Annotated in this window: 11 protein-coding genes; 1 reads left to right on the forward strand and 10 read right to left on the reverse strand. The window is 39.3% G+C overall.

All coding sequences use genetic code 11. From position 1 onward, the window contains the following. Positions 1 to 6 precede the first annotated feature (6 nt). From IWB64_RS13235 to IWB64_RS13250, 4 genes are all read right to left on the reverse strand, one after another. Positions 7 to 2,298: an FAD-dependent oxidoreductase gene (locus tag IWB64_RS13235; RefSeq protein ID WP_194534447.1), complete on the reverse strand. Its 2,292-nt coding sequence runs from the start codon at positions 2,296 to 2,298 to the stop codon at positions 7 to 9. Positions 2,299 to 2,363: 65 nt separating this feature from the next. Continuing rightward, the gene (locus tag IWB64_RS13240) at positions 2,364 to 3,935 is read right to left on the reverse strand and encodes a sodium:solute symporter family protein (RefSeq protein ID WP_226975882.1); all 1,572 of its coding nucleotides are present in this window, start codon (positions 3,933 to 3,935) and stop codon (positions 2,364 to 2,366) included. A 191-nt stretch (positions 3,936 to 4,126) separates the two neighbouring features. Continuing rightward, entirely contained in the window at positions 4,127 to 5,935 is a 1,809-nt protein-coding gene (locus IWB64_RS13245) for a RagB/SusD family nutrient uptake outer membrane protein (protein WP_194534449.1), read from the reverse strand. Positions 5,936 to 5,953: 18 nt separating this feature from the next. Continuing rightward, positions 5,954 to 9,061 (reverse strand): SusC/RagA family TonB-linked outer membrane protein, encoded by a 3,108-nt coding sequence (locus IWB64_RS13250; RefSeq protein ID WP_194534450.1) that lies wholly within the window; start codon positions 9,059 to 9,061, stop codon positions 5,954 to 5,956. 386 nt (positions 9,062 to 9,447) lie between these two features. Between IWB64_RS13250 and IWB64_RS13255 the strand changes: the two genes are divergently transcribed. Next, the gene (locus tag IWB64_RS13255) at positions 9,448 to 10,464 is read left to right on the forward strand and encodes a GntR family transcriptional regulator (RefSeq protein ID WP_194534451.1); all 1,017 of its coding nucleotides are present in this window, start codon (positions 9,448 to 9,450) and stop codon (positions 10,462 to 10,464) included. 8 nt (positions 10,465 to 10,472) lie between these two features. Here IWB64_RS13255 and IWB64_RS13260 read toward each other — a convergent pair whose 3' ends face one another. The 6 genes from IWB64_RS13260 to IWB64_RS13285 form a co-directional block, all read right to left on the reverse strand. After that, the gene (locus tag IWB64_RS13260) at positions 10,473 to 11,915 is read right to left on the reverse strand and encodes a carbon starvation CstA family protein (RefSeq protein WP_194534452.1); all 1,443 of its coding nucleotides are present in this window, start codon (positions 11,913 to 11,915) and stop codon (positions 10,473 to 10,475) included. Between the two features lie 25 nt (positions 11,916 to 11,940). Beyond that, a complete protein-coding gene (locus IWB64_RS13265) occupies positions 11,941 to 13,059 on the reverse strand; it encodes a hypothetical protein (RefSeq protein ID WP_194534453.1) in 1,119 nt (372 codons plus the stop codon). Beyond that, complete coding sequence (locus IWB64_RS13270; protein WP_194534454.1) at positions 13,056 to 14,849, reverse strand: FAD-dependent oxidoreductase; 1,794 nt, start codon at positions 14,847 to 14,849, stop codon at positions 13,056 to 13,058. The genes IWB64_RS13265 and IWB64_RS13270 overlap by 4 nt, the downstream gene beginning before the upstream one ends. A 230-nt stretch (positions 14,850 to 15,079) precedes the next feature. Then, entirely contained in the window at positions 15,080 to 17,995 is a 2,916-nt protein-coding gene (locus IWB64_RS13275; protein ID WP_226975883.1) for a glycoside hydrolase family 2 protein, read from the reverse strand. Between the two features lie 27 nt (positions 17,996 to 18,022). Continuing rightward, positions 18,023 to 20,284 carry a DUF7133 domain-containing protein gene (locus tag IWB64_RS13280; RefSeq protein ID WP_194534455.1) on the reverse strand — a complete coding sequence of 754 codons (2,262 nt, stop codon included), beginning with the start codon at positions 20,282 to 20,284 and terminating at the stop codon, positions 18,023 to 18,025. A gap of 146 nt (positions 20,285 to 20,430) precedes the next feature. Continuing rightward, positions 20,431 to 21,852: an alpha-L-fucosidase gene (locus IWB64_RS13285; RefSeq protein WP_194534456.1), complete on the reverse strand. Its 1,422-nt coding sequence runs from the start codon at positions 21,850 to 21,852 to the stop codon at positions 20,431 to 20,433. Positions 21,853 to 21,854: the final 2 nt, after the last annotated feature.

Below are 21,854 nucleotides of genomic sequence, written 5' to 3' on the forward strand. Positions count from 1 at the left end.
TAGGGTTTAGTTATAAACTGATATTTTAAAAACAGAAACAGGTATATTATCTTCTTTTTTGACGAACTCAAACGTTAGCTTGTCTGTTGAAATAGCCTGGTCTAGTTCAATAGTGTTTATAGCTTGATAATTACCTTTCACTTCCTTTAGAGTGTTCCCAGAACCATCTTTTATTTTGTAATCGGCAACCACAAAAGGAATTATATCTTCTGGATGTCCCATAAGGGTAGTTTCCAAAGCGTGGTCATAATCACAGTCAAAAAAGAGTTTTATGGTTTTAATACCAACTTTATCGTCCCATTTTAAATCAAGCGTTGGAGTTTTATCGGCAATGTTGGCTACCCAAGCATTGGTACTTCCGTTTGAATTGGGTCTCACTTCTCCGTTTTTAAGATTATCGACTTTAAAAATAAGCAGAGGAGTTGTCATCTTAAGGGCTATGTTTTTACCTTTTGGGCGTCTTTCTGGAGTCCAAAATTCAAAACTATCAACGTTTATTTCTGCAGGTGGGTCTTGTCTTCCAAAATTAGATACCGCTTTGTTTACTTTGTTCTCAACGGTCATTAAGCCCGTTATACGCTCATCCGAAAGACGCACTTTTATCTTTTCGTTTTTCATTAAACAGAAGAACGAGTAGTGGTCTTGCGTTTGTGTTTTAGTAGTTGTAAAAGTGATTTTTTGCTTCCCTTTCTGTAAATCGATCTCTTTTTTATCAATAATTACATCTGGGGTAAAATGACTGCAAGCCGAACTGCTTTTAAGTTGAAGCTCTAAATTAGTAGCTTCTAAAGCATCTACTTCAAATTCAAAACTGTAAGTTTCGTTGGCTTTAAGAGGCACCATTTGAGCTAATCCAAATTTTAGTACTTGCCAATCGTCTGCAGCAGCAAAACCGGTAAACGCTAAAGTAGAACTAGCCTCTATATTTGCTCTGATAGCCAAGTCGTCTTTGTCTTCCAATAATAATCGTGGAATACTTTGTCCGTTTCTGTTAAGGGCCAGTTGTAGTTTTCCTATTTTTTCTTTGGACGCAATATCTCGGGGTAATAAACCTTCCTCTTTACAAATAACAGCTGCTTCTCCTACTGCTTGTGCTCCGTGCGCACAGGTAAGCATTACGCGAGAAGAGCCAAAAGCGACATGACTTGCGCTTATGATTCTGCCTGCAAGAAAAAGATTATCTATGTTTTTGGAATAATAACAACGGTATGGAATGGAATACACCCCTTTACCATGCCATTGTGTACATGAATTGTGTTTGCTGTAAATACCGTCTGCAGGATGTAAATCCATAGCCCAACCGCCAAAAGATACCGCATCATAATAATCGCGTTGCTCAACAATGTCTTTTTGGGTAAGCATGAAATCACCTTCAAAGCGGCGACTTTCCCGTTTGCCCGGAATAGTCCCAACCCATTCTAAGGTAAGGTTTGCGGCTTCGGGATATTTACCGCTATTCTTTACGTAATCCCAAATGCCATACACAACTTTCCAAAGTTCAAATTTTATGTCTTCTGATTGATGAATAGTATCTAGTCGTCCACCATGTTCTACCCACCACAACTTACAACCATGATCTCCTAGTTGAAAGTTTTTGATGCGGGGAAGTTCTTCTGCATTTTTTATGGCGAAAGAGGGAGGAGTATAGGTAATAGGTTTACCAATGTCTTTGGTGTAAAAGTAAAGTGAATGTCCTAAGAGGTTACCGTAATCTTCAAGATTGGGGGCAAAACCTTCATCAAACTCTTCTTTGGTTTCTGCACCCATCCGAAACGAAGCTCCGGCCATAAAGGCAATAATTCCATCACCCGAAGCATCACAGAAAAGGGGAGCACTAGCTATGTATGTTGTGGAGTTCTGACTACAAAAAGCAGTTGCTGTTTTAATTTTATTATCATCATTTTTTTCAACATCATAAACAGCTGTATTAAGGAGTAGGGTTATGTTTTTTTCTTCGTATACTTTTTCGAGCAGTACGGTGTCAAAAATTAACGGATTTCCTTCTTTGTTCCTTTTAAGGTTCTCTAAAAGAATTTCATTAATCAATCCGCCTTCACGACTCCAACGGTTGTTATTACCCATGTGTGAGGTAGCGCCCAAACTCCAAAGACGAACTTCAGAAGAAGCATTACCCCCAAGAACCGGGCGGTCTTGTAAGAGTATAACTTTTAAACCTGAGCGAGCAGCTGTAATTGCGGCACAAACTCCCGAAAGACCACCGCCAACAACGACAAGGTCACTTTGTAACGGTATGGTTTTCGTGATTCTTTTTTGGGAACTATAGGCTTCTAAAATCATATAATGCAATTTGTACTTTAGTAATTAGATTTGGTATTTTTTGGAGCGTAGTAAGTGATAACTATTTAATCTGAATCTTTTTTGGTGGTTCTAAATATGATATAGCTACCCAGAAGTAAAACCAGGATTCCCATACCACCAACCAAGAGTGCACCTGTTTTTGCAATAAAGGATAATATTAAAATCATTAGGCCGGTAAGTGCTACGCCTATACCTATAACCCGAGTACCTTTTTTATTTCCGGCAGCAGCTTCTTCTTCCGTCTCGGAAATTTTTTCAGCAACTTTAAGTTGATAGTTGTCGTATTCTACAGTGGCCTTTTGTTGGGAGCGCGCGTATACCTCAAATGCTGCTAATAGCACTACGGGAATACCCATGCCAAATCCCATTTCTTGGGCTCTGTCAAATGAAAAGTTTAGCAGAGTAGGGGCCAAAAATTTAAAAAAGGCATTGATAACCAAAGTAATGACTGTCACAATCAAAGCACTTTTACCTGTTTGATATTTACTGAACAACGCCCACATAGGTGGTAAAAACATAGCTCCACCGGTTATGGCCGCTAAGCTCATAACTACCTCTACGATACCGCCCATATAAGGAACGAGTAGTGCAATTAGTATAGTTAAAATACCGAGTAATATTGTGGCCGTTCTACCTACTTTCACCAATTTATCTCCGTCTGAATTGGGTCTAAAATGTTTGTAAACGTCATTGGCCAATACACCAGCCGAGATATTTAGAGTGGTATTTACAGAGCTGGAAGTGGCGAAAATCATTCCGCCTAACATTAAGCCTAACATGCCCACAGGGAGTACTTCCTTACACATTAGAAGGTATGCGCCTTCATCTGCCAAACCACCTAATTCAGGATTTAGAACTCTATAAATCATAGGAGGTAACATCCAAATTATTGGACTTACAAGATAAAGTCCGCCAAAAAGCCACCCTACTTTTTTAGCATCTTTTGGAGTGGCAACACTGGTATAGCGCTGTACATAAGCCCAATTACCGGCAATAAAGAAAAGGTTGTACAAACCAAAGGCAACCATAAAACCCCAAGTGTATTCTTCATTTACCAAATTGAAAAAATTCTCAGGAGCCTGTGATACAAAATTTTCGATACCACCAATTTTATCCAGCGAAAGCGGAACAACAATTAAAACGGCTGCGGTAAGTACCACAAATTGAAGAACATCTGTAACAATTACTGCCCAAAGACCACCAACTGCGGTATAGATTAAAATTAAGATACCCAGTACGATAATACTGGTACTTATAGGGAAACCTGTTGATACTTCAACAATTTTAGCTACGGGATATAAAAAAGCACCCGTGGTAAAGATGGATATCAACAAAAATAAATAAGTATAAATTTTTTGAGTGCTGTACCCTAAACGGTCCGTTATAAATTCGGCCGCGGTAAGCGCTTTTGTTTTTTGCCATTTAGGAGCAATGAAGAAACCGATTAGAACACCGGCAATGCACATTGTGGTTTGAATGGTAATGGCAACCCAACCACTGGAATATGCTATGGAGCCCCATACTACAAAAGTACCTGCAGAAAAGAAACTCATAAATAGAGAAAGGCCACTCATCCACCAGGGTAGTGCCCCACCCGCAGCAAAGAATGATTTCATGTTTTTGCCCGACTTTGAAAAGCTTAGTCCGCATACGAAGACAAGCAAAGTGAAAATAAGTATAACCGTAATGTCTATTGTGCCCATTCTTTTGATGAATATACTATTAACTCTAATTTTCTGTAATTTAGAAATAGGGGGTAAACTAGAACCCCCTATTTGAAAAAACTAACAAAAACTAACAAACATTTTTAATACCCAGGGTTTTGAGTTACTACATTTTCCGTAGCATCAATTTCTGCTTGTGGTATTGGCCATAAATAGTGTTTTCCGGCGTCAAAGGTTCTTTCTTCCAACTCTCTGTAATCTAAGTTACCCATTTCAACTCTTGGCTGAGAAGGTGCGCCAGTGTAATCTATATACCCATCATCATCAATACTAGGAACATAGTTTAAATCCCCAATTTTGCTAAAGCCATTGGCAGGACCACCAAAAACGGTAGTGTTCATAACCTTTTCGGCAACCCCCCATCTTCTAATATCAAATAGGCGAAGTCCTTCATCTGCGAACTCTACTTTACGCTCTCTTCTAATAATTTTTCTCAACTCTGCTTGATCCGTTGTAGTAACTGCAGGAAAAGCGAAACCGCTATTGTTATAAGCGCGTTCACGTACATCATTCATAGCATTTAAAACGCTTCCGTCTATTGTACCAGCTTCAATTTTAGCTTCGGCATAATTTAGAAGTACTTCGGCATATCTCATTAAATAAATGGTTTGCTCAGATTGTAAAGGGCTAGGGCCGCCTGTTAATGACCCTAATAATCTAGGTGCATCTGAGAATTTTTTCCAGAAATATCCGGTAAATGCAGTAAAACGATTCGCGCCTCCGGTTACATATTCAGTACCATCTACAGGGTCAATTATTTTTCGACCTGCTGGGTTTGCCGCATTAGGATTGAAAACACGTTCAACTTTAGCGCCATCTTCAATACGCCAGGTTGCTATACTATCACTATGTTGCTGAATGATATGTCCTGTCCAGATATTATTTGGTAAGGCAATGGAAGCGGCCAAACGAGGATCACGATTTTCGAACGGATTTGCAGGATCATAAGCAGGATCCTCATCAATAGGTAGTCCGTTTACAGTTTCGTAACTATCAACTGTTTGCTGAGAAGGAACCAATTGGCACCATCCACCAAACCTACTACCTTGAACTTGGGACAGACTATGTGTTTTTGTTCCGTTTATATAGGATATATCTAATAGCACCTCTGATGAACCTACACCGGCATCTGTAAATAAAGCTTCATAATCAGGAAACAAACTAGGCGTTTCGGCAGAATTCATCACTTTAAGAGCGGCACTTTCGGCCAATACATAATCTTCATTATATAATGCAATACGAGAAATTAGAGCATTAGCGGCATTAGCAGAGGCTCGCCCACGTTCATTTGCCGATTGAGTAGGAGGTAAGATACTTGCCGCCTCTTCCAAGTCAACTATTATACTTGCAACGATTTCAGCTTTAGGCGTTCTGGATTTAATCTCCAACTCTTCCAAGGAAGTTACTTCGGTTCTAAAAGGAACATCACCGTAAAGTTCGGTCAGGTAACTGTAAAACATAGCTCTTAAGAACAGTGCTTCGGCTTTGATTTGCTCATAGCGACCAGGGTCAGAAGCTTCCTCGGCCTTGGGCATATTGGTCAATAGGTTGTTCGCTCTTTGTATACCGGTATAAAAACTATCCCAGAAGCCGTTTATAATACCTTCGGTAGAGGTAACTCCACCTGTCGTTACCGCTACAGTTCCGCCAACATTACCTCTATTATATGCGTAGTCTGTGGTGTGATCTAATAACTGAGGGAAAGGAACGCTTCTCACGTAATTCAAGGATTCATAAACCCCTGTAAGAGCAACTTCCAATTGTGCTTCAGTTCTGAAGAATGTAGCATCCGTAGGGCTCCCAGGGTCTTCTAAGTTCAATACGTTGTCTTCACAGGCAGGAAATACCAGCAAGCTAAGACTTATTAAGATGATATATTTTATGTTTTTCATTGTAAAGAAATTATACGATTAGAATGTTACGTTAAGGCCCATAGTGAAAACTTTGGTAACAGGGTAAAAAGCACCACTGGAAAACTGTGGGGTCAACGGGTCTATACCTTCAGGCATGTTATCCCAGGTAGCTAAGTTTTGCCCAGACAGATAGATACGTGCAGCTGAAATACTGAATTTATCCAATACATCTCTAGGTATCTTATAGCCAAGAGTTATATTTCTTAGTCTTACATAAGAGGCATCATGCATCCAAGTTTCATTCACACGCCAGTTAGAGTGTGAACTTCCTGGAGTTAAACGTGGATAGGCTGCACCTGTATTAGTAGGAGTCCAGTAATCCGTTTGCCATTCCTGAATTTTTCCAGCGTTAAAAAAGGCCCAACCAGCATCACCTTGCAATACCACATCACGTCCTCCAGCTCCAAGTAATGATACTGAAAGGTCAAAACCTTTATAGGCAGAGAAAAGCTCTAATCCCCAATTTTCAGTAGTAATGTCACTACCAATAATGGTACGGTCGTCATTTGTTATTGCTCCGTCTGGAACTCCATCAGGGCCAGAGATATCAGCATATTTTAAATCACCCGCTTGGATTGCTCCAAATCCTGGCGATGGTAATGAACTATTAAGATTACCATCTACATCAAAATCGCTTTCTTGATAAAGTCCATCTACTTTTAGACCGTATATAGAACCAATTTCTTCGCCAACACGGTTTATTGTGTTACCTGGAGGTAATTGATTTAGACCGCCCAAGTCTTTGATTTCGTTGTCAAAACCAGAGTAGTTAAGATTAACTCCGTAACGGAAATCTTCACCTATCGTATCGTTCCATCCAATACTAATATCGTATCCTGTGTTCCAAACTTCACCGGCATTCTGAACTGGAGCTTCTAGACCCACAGATGTTGGTATGGTAACACCTAAAAGAATATCTTTTGTTTTACGCACGTAATATTCGCCAGTAAAAGATAATTTACTGTTGAAAAATTTGGCATCCATAGCAACGTTTTGGGTTTCTCCGGTTTCCCATTGCAATTGTGAATTGGCCAAGACTGACTGGGCTCCACCTACTACCGGAGTACCTCCAATAACAGCATTGGCATTACCAAGACCGAAAAGAGAAGTATACGGGAAGTTTACCTCTTGAGCCACAGCTGAACCATCAGAACCTTGAATAACATCTCCGTTATTGTCCGTTCTGTTGGCTGCAAAAATGAACTGGTTTCCTAATTGTCCCCAAGATGCTCTTAATTTTAAAAAGTTGATGGTTTCATTATCCTGAAGAAATTTCTCTTCTGATACTACCCAACCCACAGAAAAGGAAGGAAAGGTTGCAGAACGGTAACCTTCAGCAAAACGTGAAGAAGCATCTTTTCTAACATTGGCTTCAAAAAGATATTTGTTCTTGTACGTGTAGTTTATTCTTCCGAATAAAGACTCTAACCCGTTTAAGGTTGAATTACCAGAGTTTAGCTGTGTATCTGGTAAACCGTTATCGAGACCTCTAAATTCGTCTAGAACAAATCCTCTTCTACTAGCGGACCATATTTCCGAATTGAATTTAAGAAATTCATAGCCTCCTAAAACCGAAACATTGTGGTCACCAAATTCTTTTCCCCAGTTAGCTACTGCGTTAAAGTTGTCTTGAAACGTGGTAAAGGTTTCCTTAAAAAGTGAACTTTCTGAAATACCGCCACCTACAGTGCTTTGAGCAACACCGCCAGAACCTTCGTAATAGGTGTACCGTGCTCTAAAATCATCTTGGTCCCTGTCAAAAAATTGTGGTGCATACGTTGCAGCAATTGAGAAATTGTTGAATGGTCTGTAAGTTACTTTGGCCAAAGCTCTAAAGTAATTTGAAACGGTTTCATCTTTTGCAGTAGAATTAGCTAGTGCAACGGGATTACTACCACCAAAACCGGAACCATAGGTGCCATCATCATTAAAAGCTACAAAGAGTGGCTGTAGACGGTATGCCGAACGAGTAAGATTATTTAAACGTGCGGGCTGACTTTTGACTTCTCTTCTGAAGTTAAGGTCAAATGCTAAGTCTAATTTTTTGCTAAGTGCATAATCTAGATTAAACCTGCCATTATATCTTTGAAATTTAAAGTTTGGAATGTTACCGTCTTGATCGGTGAACGATATAGAGCTGGCTACTTTCAATTTTTCAGAACCACCACGTACAGAAAGACTATGGTATTGCTGAATAGCAGCTGAATTGAATAGAAGACCAACCCAATCCGTATCTGGTAAGGCCTCTGAACCTACTCCGTTACCCGAACGGTATTGGTTAAGTACGTCGTCAGAAAATGCACCAGGCTCAGCAGAGTTAAATGCTTCCATATACCCTAAAGCATCTGCGAATTGTAGATTTTGAGCAATGCTCTGTACCCCAACGTAAGTGTTGTAAGAGGTTGATATTTTCCCTTCCTTACCCCTTTTTGTAGTAATAAGAATTACACCGTTTGCCGCACGAGAACCATATATAGCCGAAGCCGAAGCATCCTTAAGAACAGAAATAGATTCAATATCACTAGGGTCTAAACCATTAATATCGTCAGGAATTCCATCAACTAAAATAAGTGGGTTGTTTTTTGCTCCGCTACCTAAAGTACCTACACCACGAATACGGATAGCTGCACCGTCTGAGCCCGGTTGACCACTAGATTGGGTTGCGGTAAGACCAGGAACAAGACCAGCTAGTGCTTGTGAAGCCTGTGCAACGGGTTGTTTTGCTATTTCTTCTGCCTTAACCGTTTCTACAGATCCAGTTAAGTTAACTGCTTTTTGGGTTCCGTACCCAACCACAACTACTTCGTCTAGTTGTGATGCTTCTTCAGCCATGGTAACGTTTAGTGTAGTTTGGCCGTTTACTGCTTTTTCAACAGTTCCGTAACCAATAGAACTGAAAACTAAGGTAGCCCCTTCTGGAATTTCAATACTAAAATTTCCATCAAAATCTGCTACAACCCCATTGGTCGTTCCTTTTTCAACAATGTTGGCAGCTGGTATGGGAATACCCTGTTTGTCGCTTACGATACCTGAGACCGTAATTTGGGCAGATATTTCACAAAGCGCGAATATCGATAAAAGAAAAAATAAAACTGCTTTTTTCATAAGCTCTAGTTTAAGTTGAGAGGTGAATAGTGAGTAATTTAAGGTTTGACCGTTCTAAATTACAAGTCTAGTCTGGTCTAGTCTGTTTAACAAATAAATAACATTATTACATATTTGCCAAATATTTTTTGCTAAATGTTGAATTTGACGTGGTAACAATTGGTATTATCTTAAATACTCTGATATTTCATAGGATTTGTCTTCTCTAAAATATTTGTACAAACTACTTCTAAGCTAATTTTACCTAAATTAGAATCTGTAAAGTCGATAGATCTTTACGCGTGTAGATTTAGTTCTTATTAATGGGCGTCTTAAGTTGTACCTGAAAACAGGTAATTTTGGTTTTAGTACTTTTGTATTTGTCCCAAATGGTTAAGAAAGAATAAATGGTAAAACTTAGTATAGAAAAGAACTCAAAGAAGCCTAAATATCTTCTGCTTGCAGATAGTATTACTTCCCAAATTGAACAAAAGCAATTAGTTCTTGATGACAGGTTACCATCAGTAAACAAGCTCTCCGCTCATTTTAACTTTAGTCGTGAAACAGTTTTTAAAGCATTAAACTACCTAAGCGAAAAGGGAATTGTTAGGGCAGTGGACAAGATTGGTTATTTTGTGAACGACCTTTCCGTTGAGACAGAATTTAAGGTGTTCTTTTTGCTGGATAAATTAACACCTTTCAAAGAAGACTTGTATAATTCACTTATTTCAAGCTTGGGTGAAAATGTAAAGGTCCGCTTATATTTTCATCACCAAAACATTGAACTTTTTGCGTCTCTAATTTTAGATAATCTCAAAAACTACACACACTTTATAGTTACCACATACATAGAGGATTCAAAATCTGTTCAGAAAGTGCTCAATAAAATACCACCCGAAAAATTGATTATTCTGGATAAATATGAGCCTAATGTCAACGATGGTTGTGGTATGGTTTTTCAAGATTTTGAGAATGACATTCTTAATCTATTAAAGGTAAATATTGATTTGGTTAACAAGTACGATAGGCTAGTACTTTTCAATCGTAAAAATGCGCCACACGGAGATTTTGTCCAAAAGGGTTTTGAACGATTTTGCACCGAATACAACTTTCAGAGTGAGGTGTATTATAATTTTTCTCCGGACTACTTTAAAAAAGGAACCCTTTACATCACCATTGACGCCTATGACAGGGACATGGTGGAGATTATAAAATTGGCTCGTAAATTTAACTGGGAATTGGGTAAAGAAATTGGACTGATTAGTTACAATGATACCAGTACCAAAGAAATTTTAGCTGGTGGTATATCAGTAATTAGTACTGACTTTAAGAAAATGGGAGAGGAGGCTGCCAAAATGATTTTGGAAGGCAGAAGGGAACATAAAAGCAATGAAACCAAGTTGATTTTAAGGAATTCGCTCTAAAATATCAATTACATCAGCTGTGTAAACACTTTTTTTCGTTGCACGGCATAATACCAAAATAGCATCGAAATTAGTATCGTTAACACAGCGCCCCCTATATAGGCAACGTTATTTTCTAATTCAAATCCTTCTGGCGCTATAAGAATGTACGTGGTACATACCATGGTCATGAAAATTGCCGGAATGAGAGTTATCCAATAGAATTTATTCTCATAAATTAAATACGCGGTAATCGTCCACAGCACTACGGTGGCCAAGGTCTGATTACTCCATGCAAAATAGCGCCATATCATTCCAAAATCCATTTGGGTAAGTGCAAAAGCGACTATAAACAGAGGAATGCTGATATAAAGTCGATTTTTTATTTTCTTTTGGTCAGTTTTAAAAATATCCGATAATATAAGTCTTGCAGAACGGAAAGCAGTATCGCCAGAGGTAATAGGAGCAGCTACAATACCTAATAAGGCAAGAATACCACCAACTTTACCCAACATGTTTAAGGATATTTCATTGGCTGCCCATGCTGCGTTATTTCCGTTGGCGAGCATAGCATCATTAAGACCTCCCACATCACCAAAAAACGTCATAGCTGCAGCAGCCCAAATTAGAGCCACGACACCTTCGGTAATCATAGTTCCAAAGAAAATTTTTCTACCTAGTCTTTCATTTTGCATGCAACGTGCCATGAGCGGCGATTGCGTAGCATGAAATCCAGATATGGCTCCACAAGCAATCGTAACAAAAAGTATAGGAAAGAGTGGTGTGGCTTCTGGGTCAGAAGTCATATTAATTAGATTGGCAGGTACCAACTCTGGAATATGATAATCACCAAAAAATAGTGCAATTAATAATCCTAAGGCCATAAGCAACATAGCGACCCCAAATACAGGGTAGATTTTGCCTATCATTTTGTCTATAGGTAAGAGAGTGGATAATATGTAATACACCAAGATTATCCCGACCCAAATCCAAAGATTCCACATATTACCGGTCATCCCATCTATAATTTTTGCTGGGCCCATAAGGAAAACGGTACCCACAAAAATCAAAAGTATAACGGTAAAATAACGCATGATATGTTTCATTCGTGGCCCCAAATAGATACCCACAATTTCGCTAATGCTTAGTCCGTTATGACGTACGGATAACATGCCTGAAAAATAATCGTGAACTGCTCCGGCAAAAATACTACCCAGCACTATCCATAAAAAAGCGGCAGGTCCAAACATTGCTCCGGCAATGGCACCAAAAATGGGGCCTAGACCGGCTATATTTAAAAACTGAATAAGAAATATACGCCAAGCGGGTAGGGGCATAAAATCTATGTCATCCCGTAATCGTATGGCAGGGGTTTCCCTTTCTGTATCAACACCAAAAATGTTTTCTACCAGTTTCCCATAGGTGTAATAACCCAGTATCAATACAAGAACAGAAATAATAAACGAAACCATAAAATGTAGATTTTAAAATATCAGATTAGCTATTATCCTCTAGAAATTCAGTAACAAGGTATGCATTCTTCTCTTTATTGGATGCAGCAAACTGCTCAAGATTTTTTAATACTTCCGTGGAAATTACTTTTTTACTTCCTAGGTGTTCTAAGTATTTAAGTAGCTGATTTCTAGTAAGTACACTTAACTGCGTAGAGATATGCGTCACGGTAGCATCAGAAGCGAAATCAACATGTTGAAGCAATAAACTTCTGGTATTGATATCGATATAGGGAAGTGCATCCCAAAAAGGTTGCATGGTAGTTGGAGATTGTGAAAAAGAGTTTGCTAAATTTTTAATGATGAAAGAACGTACTAATGGAATACCTGATTTGAAAAGCTCCGATACTCTTGAAAAATTGACTTTATACTGATTTTGGTCAAGGTTTTCTAATGCATACATCTGATAATTGGTATGTTCACTATTCAGCATACGAACCAACATTTCTTCATTTAGCTGCTCAACAGTATATGCTTTTAGTTGTTCTTTAATTTTACCGTGAACTAAATGCCAAGCTACGTAACATGAATATAGGGCGCCAGAGACAACAGATTCTTTCACCTCTTTTACAGTAGCGCCCGACAAGGCATCTACACCTTCAATTTTAGAAGGCTTGGGTTTGGTAACCAACTCGTCTATGGCTCTTCTCTTTAAGATTGAATTATCATCTTTCAGCAAATCGTGAAGCTTCCAATAATCTGAGAACAAAAACTCATCGTGATCATGTTTGGTCAATGGCTCCTTAACTGAGCGGTCAAAACCAGCATAATCACCCAAAAGTGTCCAATACAGTGTAATGTGCATAAATTTGCAATCTCCATCTGCACAGACAGGAGTTATAATGTTGGAGGAATATAAGATGGGCGCCTCTGTATTATCGCGAAATAAGTTTACTTTTTGAGCACCCACAGAATCCGTAATGATTTCCAATGGAGTTTCTGAAATGTGAAGCGCTGTATTTGGTTTCCAGTCCAATATAAAAAACTCCGGACTAGTCTCTAAAACAGTTTTTTCTTGACTATCAGAAAATGCGACAGGCGACCCAAATTGAGCATCACAAAAGTGGGTTACAAATAAAAGGAAGCCTAACGCAATTCGTATCATTTTTTGGAAGTCGGAATTTTTTCATATTTCTGCTCCTCTATTAAATCTAAATATTCTTGTAAATAACCCGTGTAAATTTCACGAGGCATAACTTCATATTTTTTGCAAAGCGAAGCCGCATAACCTACAGCAGCTCCCATTTGACCTGTAGTAAGCATAACTCTAGGACCTCCAAGTCCGGCATGTGAGCAGCTGAAATTACGGCCGGCCATAAACAAGTTTTTAATATTCTTAGAGTACAAACTTCTATATGGAATATAGTATTGTGGACCCCTGTAGAATAACGCTTCAGAAATAAAATCTGGATTATTTTCATCCTCTAGAACAGTTTGATAATGTACATCTACCGCTCTTGTTTCGATTACCACGCCATCAGGAAATTCTGTTCCTTCTTTGGCATTGTTGAAGGTGAAAATATGGTCTCCCACCAAACGTCTAGATTCTCTTTTACCTACTAGGTATGATACCCATTCCAATTTTCGATTTTCGTTTACTTCGTCTTTTTTAGCACTGGAGAAAGAACCATAGATAGCGCGGAGCATGTGGTCGCGTATTTCTTCGGCATCATCAATCTGACTCAAATCGTTACGGCTAAACTCCCACTGCCATTCACCATTAACCTCGGAATAATCTTTAGAAACAGGCATGGCCCAAGGAACTTCAGGAAAACTCTGAGGACTATCTGTATCTTTAGAACCCCAAAGTACAGAAGAACCCATAACAGCATTATCTGCCTCTTTTGGACTCCATAATTCACCATGTTCTTCCCAATGTTCACCGTAGGTGTCAACACTTTCTCGACCGTATGAAAATTCGGCACCAGCCCAAAAACCTATCCAGCCATCTCCCGTAGAATCAACAAAGTAAGGAGCCGTAAATCGCTTTCTTTCTCCTGTAAAGGTTTGTCTCGCATCTACATATTTTACGCTGTTTTCTTCAGATAAAGCATCGTAAGCTCGCCAATTCAGGAATAAATCTATGTTGTCATAACTCTTAACATTTTTATCTCTTTTTTCCTGGTCTAGTTTGGCATCTGCTGAACCGTTTGGATAGTGTTCTGTATCGATTTTCTTTAATATCCTCTCAAAATTACCGTAGATGCCTAAAGTATGAACACGAATTTCTTCACTTGCATTACCACCCAAAACAGGACGATCGTGTATTAACGCAACTTTCAATCCCTGTTCTGCCCCAGCAATAGCTGCTGCACAACCCGCTAGACCGCCACCAACAACTACCAAATCATAAGATTTTACTTCTTCAGGAGCATTAGGTTGGGCCGTAATTTCTTGACGCCAAGCTGCTAACTTTTTAGTGGATGAGGGAGGTGTATCTTTTTTAGTTGAAAAATAGATGGCATCACAACGTCCGTTAAAACCTGTAAGATCTTGTAATTCAATATGCGTAGCTTGCTTTTTGTTGATTTTGGCCTCACCGGCATATTGCCATCCCCAACCAGAGCGGGTTCCTAAAACGGTATCTAATACCGTTTCGCCTACTTTTAATTGGAATCTTCCCGGTGCTTCCCATTCACCTGGAACCCAATTCATGGTGCGTACCCAGATATGATATGTACCCGATTTTTTGAATTCTACAGCAGTAGAAGCATTTTTTACCGGTTTACCCATGCCGTGCGCATTGAGGTAGGGCGATCCCATTTGTTCTACGAACTGTGGGTCTACGACCCAACCACCGGGATTATCAAAACTTTCAGCTTCTAAAAGGATGTCTTGTGCTACTGCATTGAGCGAAGCGATAAAGAGGATGAGGACGGTCAGTAAATTTTTCATAAAGTATAATGTTCTGTATCAGGACGAAATAAATCTAGTACGGTCTAGTACGGTTTATGTAAATATATAAAATTATTTTTAATCTAATTATTTACCTTTAAATAATTGATGTTAATATATTTTTGGGTCAGATTTTGAATATTTATTAGTGAGGGGAGTTTTAAGTTGTTTATAAAAAAAAATCCCAAGGCTATACCTGGGGGATTTATAGAATACTTAATGCTATCTGTTTAATGCCATTCACTCAGAATAAAACTATTGAGCCAAACTGCTTTTTCATCCGAGCCTTTAAAGATAAATCGAATTTTATTTTCCCCATCCGACTCAAAATAAATTTCGGTGGGTTTAAAAGGTGTAGTCTGCATAGTTTCCCCTTCGGTTACTGTTATGTTCGATAGGGTAAAGGAACCATTTGCATCAATAATAGTAACACCAATTTCTTTGGCATATGGAATCCTATAGATTTTATAAGTAGCCATTTTTTCTTGATTAGGGTCCATACTATCTGTATTGGTTCTTGGTGCATGATGAACCGTATTCAACTTATATTTTCCCTTTTTCAATCCTGAAAATTCTAAGGTCAGTCCTTCTTTTGACACACCCAGAACCCCTTCGCCATGAGCGAAACCATATTTGCCAATAACATTTATTTCACCTAACCAACGGGTTGAGCTAGCATCACCATTACTTTGAACGGTAGCGGAGAAACCACCAAGCTCTTCAAATTGCTTTGTAGAGGCAGCATTGTCTTTACCATTCCAAGGAGTCCAATCAAACTGAACTAATTGTTCATCTCCTCCTAAATCTACCCGAAGCGTTTCAAAATCATAGATTGGCTTTGCGTTTGCAGCTATCACATCAAAATTAGCTTTTACGGTTGCAATCGTTGCGGAGGCGGATTTCAGACCTTTTGCTTTAGCTGTAATCGTAATCTCACTGGGAGAATTACCTGCGCGAATCAATACTGGGGCAACACCATATTGTGTTGGCATAGGATTGGAACCAATACCTTCCTTATCGCCAATAATTTCTGCATCGCCCTTTATAGCGAATTCTATAGCTGTGTTAGTATCACCCAGTAGTGTGCCGTTTCTATCTAGCACCTTTGCATAAATCACAAGAATATCAGAACCATCGGCAACAAATTCTCGGCCTTCGGTATCAGGTTCAAGAATTATTTTATAAGCGGCTTCCGGTGTTTGCGTAGTTTGAGAAACAACAACTTTACCGTCAAGCAAGCCGTTGGCAGTAAGTTTTCCTTTTTCATATTGTGGGATAGAAAATACGAACGGCGCATGTTTTAAATATTTGTATTTATCTGCTTTTGAAGGGTGTTGTGCTGCAATGGTCTTACCGTTCACTTTTAATTCCACTTTCTCAGAATTGCTGAACACGACCACTTCTTTAGTACCTTCTTTCCAATCGGTATTAATATGGAGATAAGGATAATCGGTTAGTTCGGCGGGATACCAGGCCAGATTTTCTTCGGGACGCGGGTAGCGGAAAGCGGTCATAAAACCGCCTCGACTTCTATCTTTTGGCGTGTCGGTAGGATGAAAAGTATAATAGGCATGTGCGGTCCATGATATGAGACCCAATTTCATGGGACTGTTCATATATTCATTAATAGCCTCAGGACCACGACGCCCTTCCATTGCTAGCATGGGTTCATCTCCACTCCAATAATAGGGTCCATATACCATTTGCCCATAAATATCTGTTAAACCAGAGGTTTGCCAACCCGTCCAACGGCTACTTTGCGAAGCGGTATATCTAAACGGGTCTTCTTGTTTAATTACATTGTGAGCCCTTGGAACATAACCCCTGTGATTGATACCAGCTCCCCAGACAAAAACGGAAGTGTGGTTTCTATGGTTTCTGACCATAGTTCTTGCTGCTTTTTCGAAATTATCGAACCAAGCCTCATTACCGATGGACATCCATGTTGGGGCCTCTTCATATACCAGCATACCCAGTTCGTCACAGGCTTCTAGCAAAGAATTGTCATGTGGGTAATGTGCCGTTCGGATAACATTCATTCCCAGTTTTTTTAATTGCAGAATATCTTTATAATGCAAAGAATTGGGCATGGCATCACCTATAAAACCGTAGTGTTGGTGCAAATTGGTGCCAATGAGTTTTATGGGTTTTCCGTTCAGGACTATGCCGTCATGGTTGTTCATTTCAATTTTCCTGAATCCCGTTTTAACTTCTACTTGGTCCACAGCCTTATCATCCTCTAGAACTAACGTATGTACTCGGTAGAGGTTAGGTTCATCTATAGACCAAAGTTTTAGATTATCTTCTATACTGCCAATGAGGTTAAAAAGAACATCGGCTCCTGCTGGAATAGTTTTGGTCTGCTTTAGTTTTAATACGACTAAACCTTTAGCATCTATTACTCTGCTTAAAACGGTAGTCTTTTTAGATTGAATATTTTCATTACGAACCGTAGTTTTAATGTTGATAGTAGCATTAAGATTAACTGGATCTACGGTTGGCGTAGTAATGTATTGACCTGCATTTTCAGCTTCCCAATTAAAAGTTATGTGTAGTGGATTAGTTTCTACTAAATACACATCGCGATACAGGCCAGCGAACTTAATATAGTCCATTGGACCAGGGTCTGGTGGAATATCATCTCGTTTTCTGTTATCGGCTAAAACCGTTACAAGGTTCTTTTCACCTCGATTTACAAAATCCGTAATATCAAAGTGGAAAGGAGTATAGCCTCCAACAGCATGCTGGCCAATATGCTTACCGTTTACCCAAACATCCGTTACCTGATGAACACCTTCAAACTCAAGAAATACCTTGTTGTTCGTGTTTTCTGAAACCTGAATTTCTTTACGATACCAGCCTACTTTACGCATAAATGTATCTTGGTACTTATCATCTTGAACCCCGTTGAGGTCCATAGTAGTAAGTTCCAATCCGTGAGGCACAGTAACTGTTTCCCAATTGGAATCATCCGTATCCAATTTAAAAAAATCGGCATCTGGATCACCCAAATGGAATTTCCATCCTTGGTTGATATTTAGTTTGGAACGGTCCGTTTTTGTAAACCCTTCTGGTAAAGTTGTATGTTGCCCCCAAGCTATTGCCGTAAACAATAGTGCACAGAGCATTAATCTGTAAAGCTTCATTCTATAATGTTCTTTAATGAAAATTGTTTATTTACTCTTTTCAAGCTCTTCAATCGTCCAATAATCTTCTCGGTCTTCTTGGTCTTTTCGAACTTTACTGACTTGCCATCCACCAACACCTTTTTCGTTGTTCAAGTGCATTCGGATATAAGTGACCACGCTGGCAATGTAATCATCGTCCTGTTGTTTCATACCCGCCATAACACCGGAATATTCTTTACCGTCCACAGGTCCGGTAAGTCCATTTAGGAGAATTTTCACTGGAATATTCCAATCTTTGGCAGTTACTCTAGGAGAGCCTACCAATGATGGAGCCATTCCTTCAATACCCGTGCCGTTTATGCCGTGGCAAGCAGCGCAGAGATTTTTAAAATTGTTGTAGCCCTCCACAATTCTCTTTCTTGTATTACTGTTTTGTAAAACATACTGTTTTTTAATTTTCTCTATTTCTAAAGGAACCGCCTTTAAGCTTTCTTCACCAATAGTTGCAATTGCTTCATTATTTGGGTTAGCCACCATAATTTCAGAAATGATTTCTTTTCCCATTTTGTCTTTAGCTGAATTTAAAGAAAGGACTACTTGTTGTAAAACCTCTGGCTCTTTATCACTCTTTAAAGCCTGAACGGCTTCAAAAACATTCGCATCTCCAGATTTTAAAAATGGTTCACTTACGCGTAAGGCTGCTGCACGTACACGCGCATCTTCATCTTGTAAAGCAGCTAGAACAACAAGTTTGTCAATAGCATCAAGACCATCTAGCGTCCAGATAGCATGAAGTCTACCTAGGGCATAATCGGCATCGTCTAACATAGAACCTATAAAAGGAGTTCCACCAGTAACCATATCTTTCAAATCAGAAACGATACTTTTATCTTGTTTTAGAACCAATACTTTCTGTGCTGTAAGACGGTACCAACCGTTAGGGTGATGTAGGTATTCTAATAGCTCATCATTAGTTTTATGCAACAAATCTTCTTGTTTTGAAGGAGCTATTTCATCATGTACTATTCTATAAATTCTACCTTTCCCAATATTCTTGTCAAAACCTTTTCTTTCTACCACGGGGCGTAAAAAACTACCTTTTCTAACCCAGTTACCCTCTTGGATAATACCGCGGTACATGTCAACTACGTACAGACAACCGTCAGGACCAGTCCGTGTATCAACCGGTCTAAAGTTGGTATCCGTAGATGCCAAGAATTCCGTTTCGCCATAAGGATTAGACAATACTTTTTTCCCGTTTACCAAGTTCACTTTCGCACGGCGAATTAAACGACCAACCGGTTCTGGAATAAAAAGGTCTCCGTACATAGGTAGTTTATCTCCCAAGAATATAGACTGCCCACAACTTGCCGTAAAATGGTTGAGTGTACCGTCTTCTCGAAGCCTATGAAGACCGCCCTGCACATCTGGTGTTCCAATTATGGGCCACACTTTTTCAAAACCTTCTTCCCATTTGCCTTCCATTTCTAGATTGCCATAATAGGGATGTTGTTGATAGCCCAATGCGGGTGTTTCGCCACCTGCGCTGGAATAGTAAAGTTGACCAACTTCATCTTGTGTCATACCCCATTGTCCTGAAGGCGCATCTCTGAGGGTGTCAATTTCCATTTCATCCCTAGTAAAACGGTATCGTAACGAACCGTTGGATAAATAGAGGTAGTTATCCAATCCCCATATCATTGTTGCAGATTGGTGCTCTAGATTTGCATTGTCCCTTTTGTTATTTTCAAGTACTAATTTCTTTTCGTCAGCAACATTATCACCATCAGTATCTCTGTAGTTATAAAGACTACGGTTATAGGTCTCGCCAATAAGGACGCGGTCATCTAACGGAAGTATAATCCTTGGAAGAATTAAGCTGTCCACAAAAACGGTGCTTTTGTCCATTTTTCCGTCACCATCAGTATCTTCAAGAACGGAAACCCTACTCCAAGGTTCATTTTCATCGGTTCCGTCAATATCTTGCATGTATGTCAGCATTTCAGCAACGTAAAGTTTCCCGTCTGGCCCCCAAGCAATAGTAACTGGTTCATTAATCATGGGTTCACTGGCTACCAACTCCATGTGATAACCCTCGGGAAGATGCATGGTTTTCATACTCTCTTCTGGAGACATAAAAACAACTGGTGGGTCCTTTACGAGTGTTGGTTTGGTATAAATAACATCTGCATAGACCGGTTTTTCTTTTTTACAACTGCCAAGAGTGAATAGTACAAGGGCAGAAGTAACGAAGAGACTTTTTTGTATTGTAGAACGATTTGTTAACTGGTAAAATAATTGGTTCATATTCGGTTTTTTGGCGTTTGTTTGTTTTTGGTTAAAACGGTGATGTTAGTTTGCAAGAGTGATTGTCCGTAAAAATAATCATAGCACCTTATTGAAATTGTTACAAATGATCATATGCCTATATCATATGTACTTTTTGATGATTTTTAATTCATCTGATGAGTGGTATTTCCGATTTCTACTTCGGCAATAATGGCATTTATACCGTTCCATTTTAAAATTTCAATTTTGATATATCGGGCTTTAGAGGCCTTAAAATCAATGCTTCTATATTTTGAATTCGTTGGCCATGAATCCGTAGATACCAGCAGGAATTCTTTATTATCATTGCTGATGTAGGTCTTACATTCTAAAATATTTCCTTCCGAAAGGGCCGTTTCCGGAGCTGGTTTGCTCTTGTGGTTGGGCACTAAGGTGACGATGTCTATATTTTTGGGACGGCCCAAATCAAAAGTAAGGGTCTGAATTGAAGAAGCATCGGAAACCCAGTGTTTAAAATCGGTTTTGTATTGGGTAGCATCTATTATATGGGAAGCCTTGCCACTGGATGCAGTCGCCGTTACAATAGGCGCCGAGAAAATGAGATGTTTTTTTGATGGGAGGTCTATTCTGGATTCATTGGGAGACCATTTTTTACCAATGTCGCTTAAAAGCGAGATAAACGCAGGATCTAAAAGACCCTCTCTGTTGGGCATGCAATTGAGCATAAAATTACAATACCTGCTTTCTAGCGTTTCCAATTTTGAAACTAGCTTTTCGGCACTTCCTTCTTTCAACATACCGTTTGGGGTTTCAGGACCCCAGAACCATCCGTTTCCTTTAAAGCTGCAATGCCCTAATGCCGAAGCCATTTGGTTGTCCTCATCGGGAAAAGCTCCAAAGGGACCTTCAAAATAAGGAATATCTAATTGATAAGGGGCCTGTAAATGCGTATGGTCCGTCAATAAACAATCGGGCTGTATCTTTCTAATCAATTCACGAATTTCAGTGAAGGGTACTTCATGATGGCCCATCCGCCAAAACCAGCCGTCTACAACTAAATAATCTATTTTACCATAGTTGGTCAGCAGTTCGGTAATCTGGGTTTTTATAAAGTCCATTTCTGGAGGTCCGATTTTATCTTTATCGATACCATGTGTGCTGTCCCAAATGGAATAATAGAGGCCTACTTTCAGTCCTTTTTTCCTGAAAGACTCAGCATATTGCTTTACGATGTCCTTTTTGTATGGAGTAGAAGCAACATCATAATCGGTAACCTCACTATCCCATAAACAAAAGCCCTCGTGGTGTTTTGTGGTCAGTAGGCCAAATTTCATTTTAGCGGAAACGGCAGCATCTGCCCACTGGTCCGTATTCAGGTTCTTTGGGTTGAAAGTAGAAATATCATAGTTTTTTTCGCCCCAACTTGCCCCGTAAGACATGATGTTGTAACATATGAACATACCAAAGCGCATATTAACAAAATCTTGCAATAGTTCGCCATATTGTTTTGATGTTGTTTCAGGTGTTTGGGCGCTGACTTGCATACAACATAGCAGTGCTAATAAAGTGGTGCGAATTATTCTCATGA

The sequence above is a fragment of the Zobellia nedashkovskayae genome (assembly GCF_015330125.1).
GTDB lineage: Bacteria > Bacteroidota > Bacteroidia > Flavobacteriales > Flavobacteriaceae > Zobellia > Zobellia nedashkovskayae.

What these genes read in the sequence shown, in the direction of transcription:
- IWB64_RS13235 (WP_194534447.1), bottom strand. Translation starts at nt 2,298, where the DNA reads ATGATTTTAGAAGCCTATAGTTCCCAAAAAAGAATCACGAAAACCATA.
- IWB64_RS13240 (WP_226975882.1), bottom strand. Translation starts at nt 3,935, where the DNA reads ATGAAATCATTCTTTGCTGCGGGTGGGGCACTACCCTGGTGGATGAGT.
- IWB64_RS13245 (WP_194534449.1), bottom strand. Translation starts at nt 5,935, where the DNA reads ATGAAAAACATAAAATATATCATCTTAATAAGTCTTAGCTTGCTGGTA.
- IWB64_RS13250 (WP_194534450.1), bottom strand. Translation starts at nt 9,061, where the DNA reads ATGAAAAAAGCAGTTTTATTTTTTCTTTTATCGATATTCGCGCTTTGT.
- IWB64_RS13255 (WP_194534451.1), top strand. Translation starts at nt 9,448, where the DNA reads ATGGTAAAACTTAGTATAGAAAAGAACTCAAAGAAGCCTAAATATCTT.
- IWB64_RS13260 (WP_194534452.1), bottom strand. Translation starts at nt 11,915, where the DNA reads ATGGTTTCGTTTATTATTTCTGTTCTTGTATTGATACTGGGTTATTAC.
- IWB64_RS13265 (WP_194534453.1), bottom strand. Translation starts at nt 13,059, where the DNA reads ATGATACGAATTGCGTTAGGCTTCCTTTTATTTGTAACCCACTTTTGT.
- IWB64_RS13270 (WP_194534454.1), bottom strand. Translation starts at nt 14,849, where the DNA reads ATGAAAAATTTACTGACCGTCCTCATCCTCTTTATCGCTTCGCTCAAT.
- IWB64_RS13275 (WP_226975883.1), bottom strand. Translation starts at nt 17,995, where the DNA reads ATGAAGCTTTACAGATTAATGCTCTGTGCACTATTGTTTACGGCAATA.
- IWB64_RS13280 (WP_194534455.1), bottom strand. Translation starts at nt 20,284, where the DNA reads ATGAACCAATTATTTTACCAGTTAACAAATCGTTCTACAATACAAAAA.
- IWB64_RS13285 (WP_194534456.1), bottom strand. Translation starts at nt 21,852, where the DNA reads ATGAGAATAATTCGCACCACTTTATTAGCACTGCTATGTTGTATGCAA.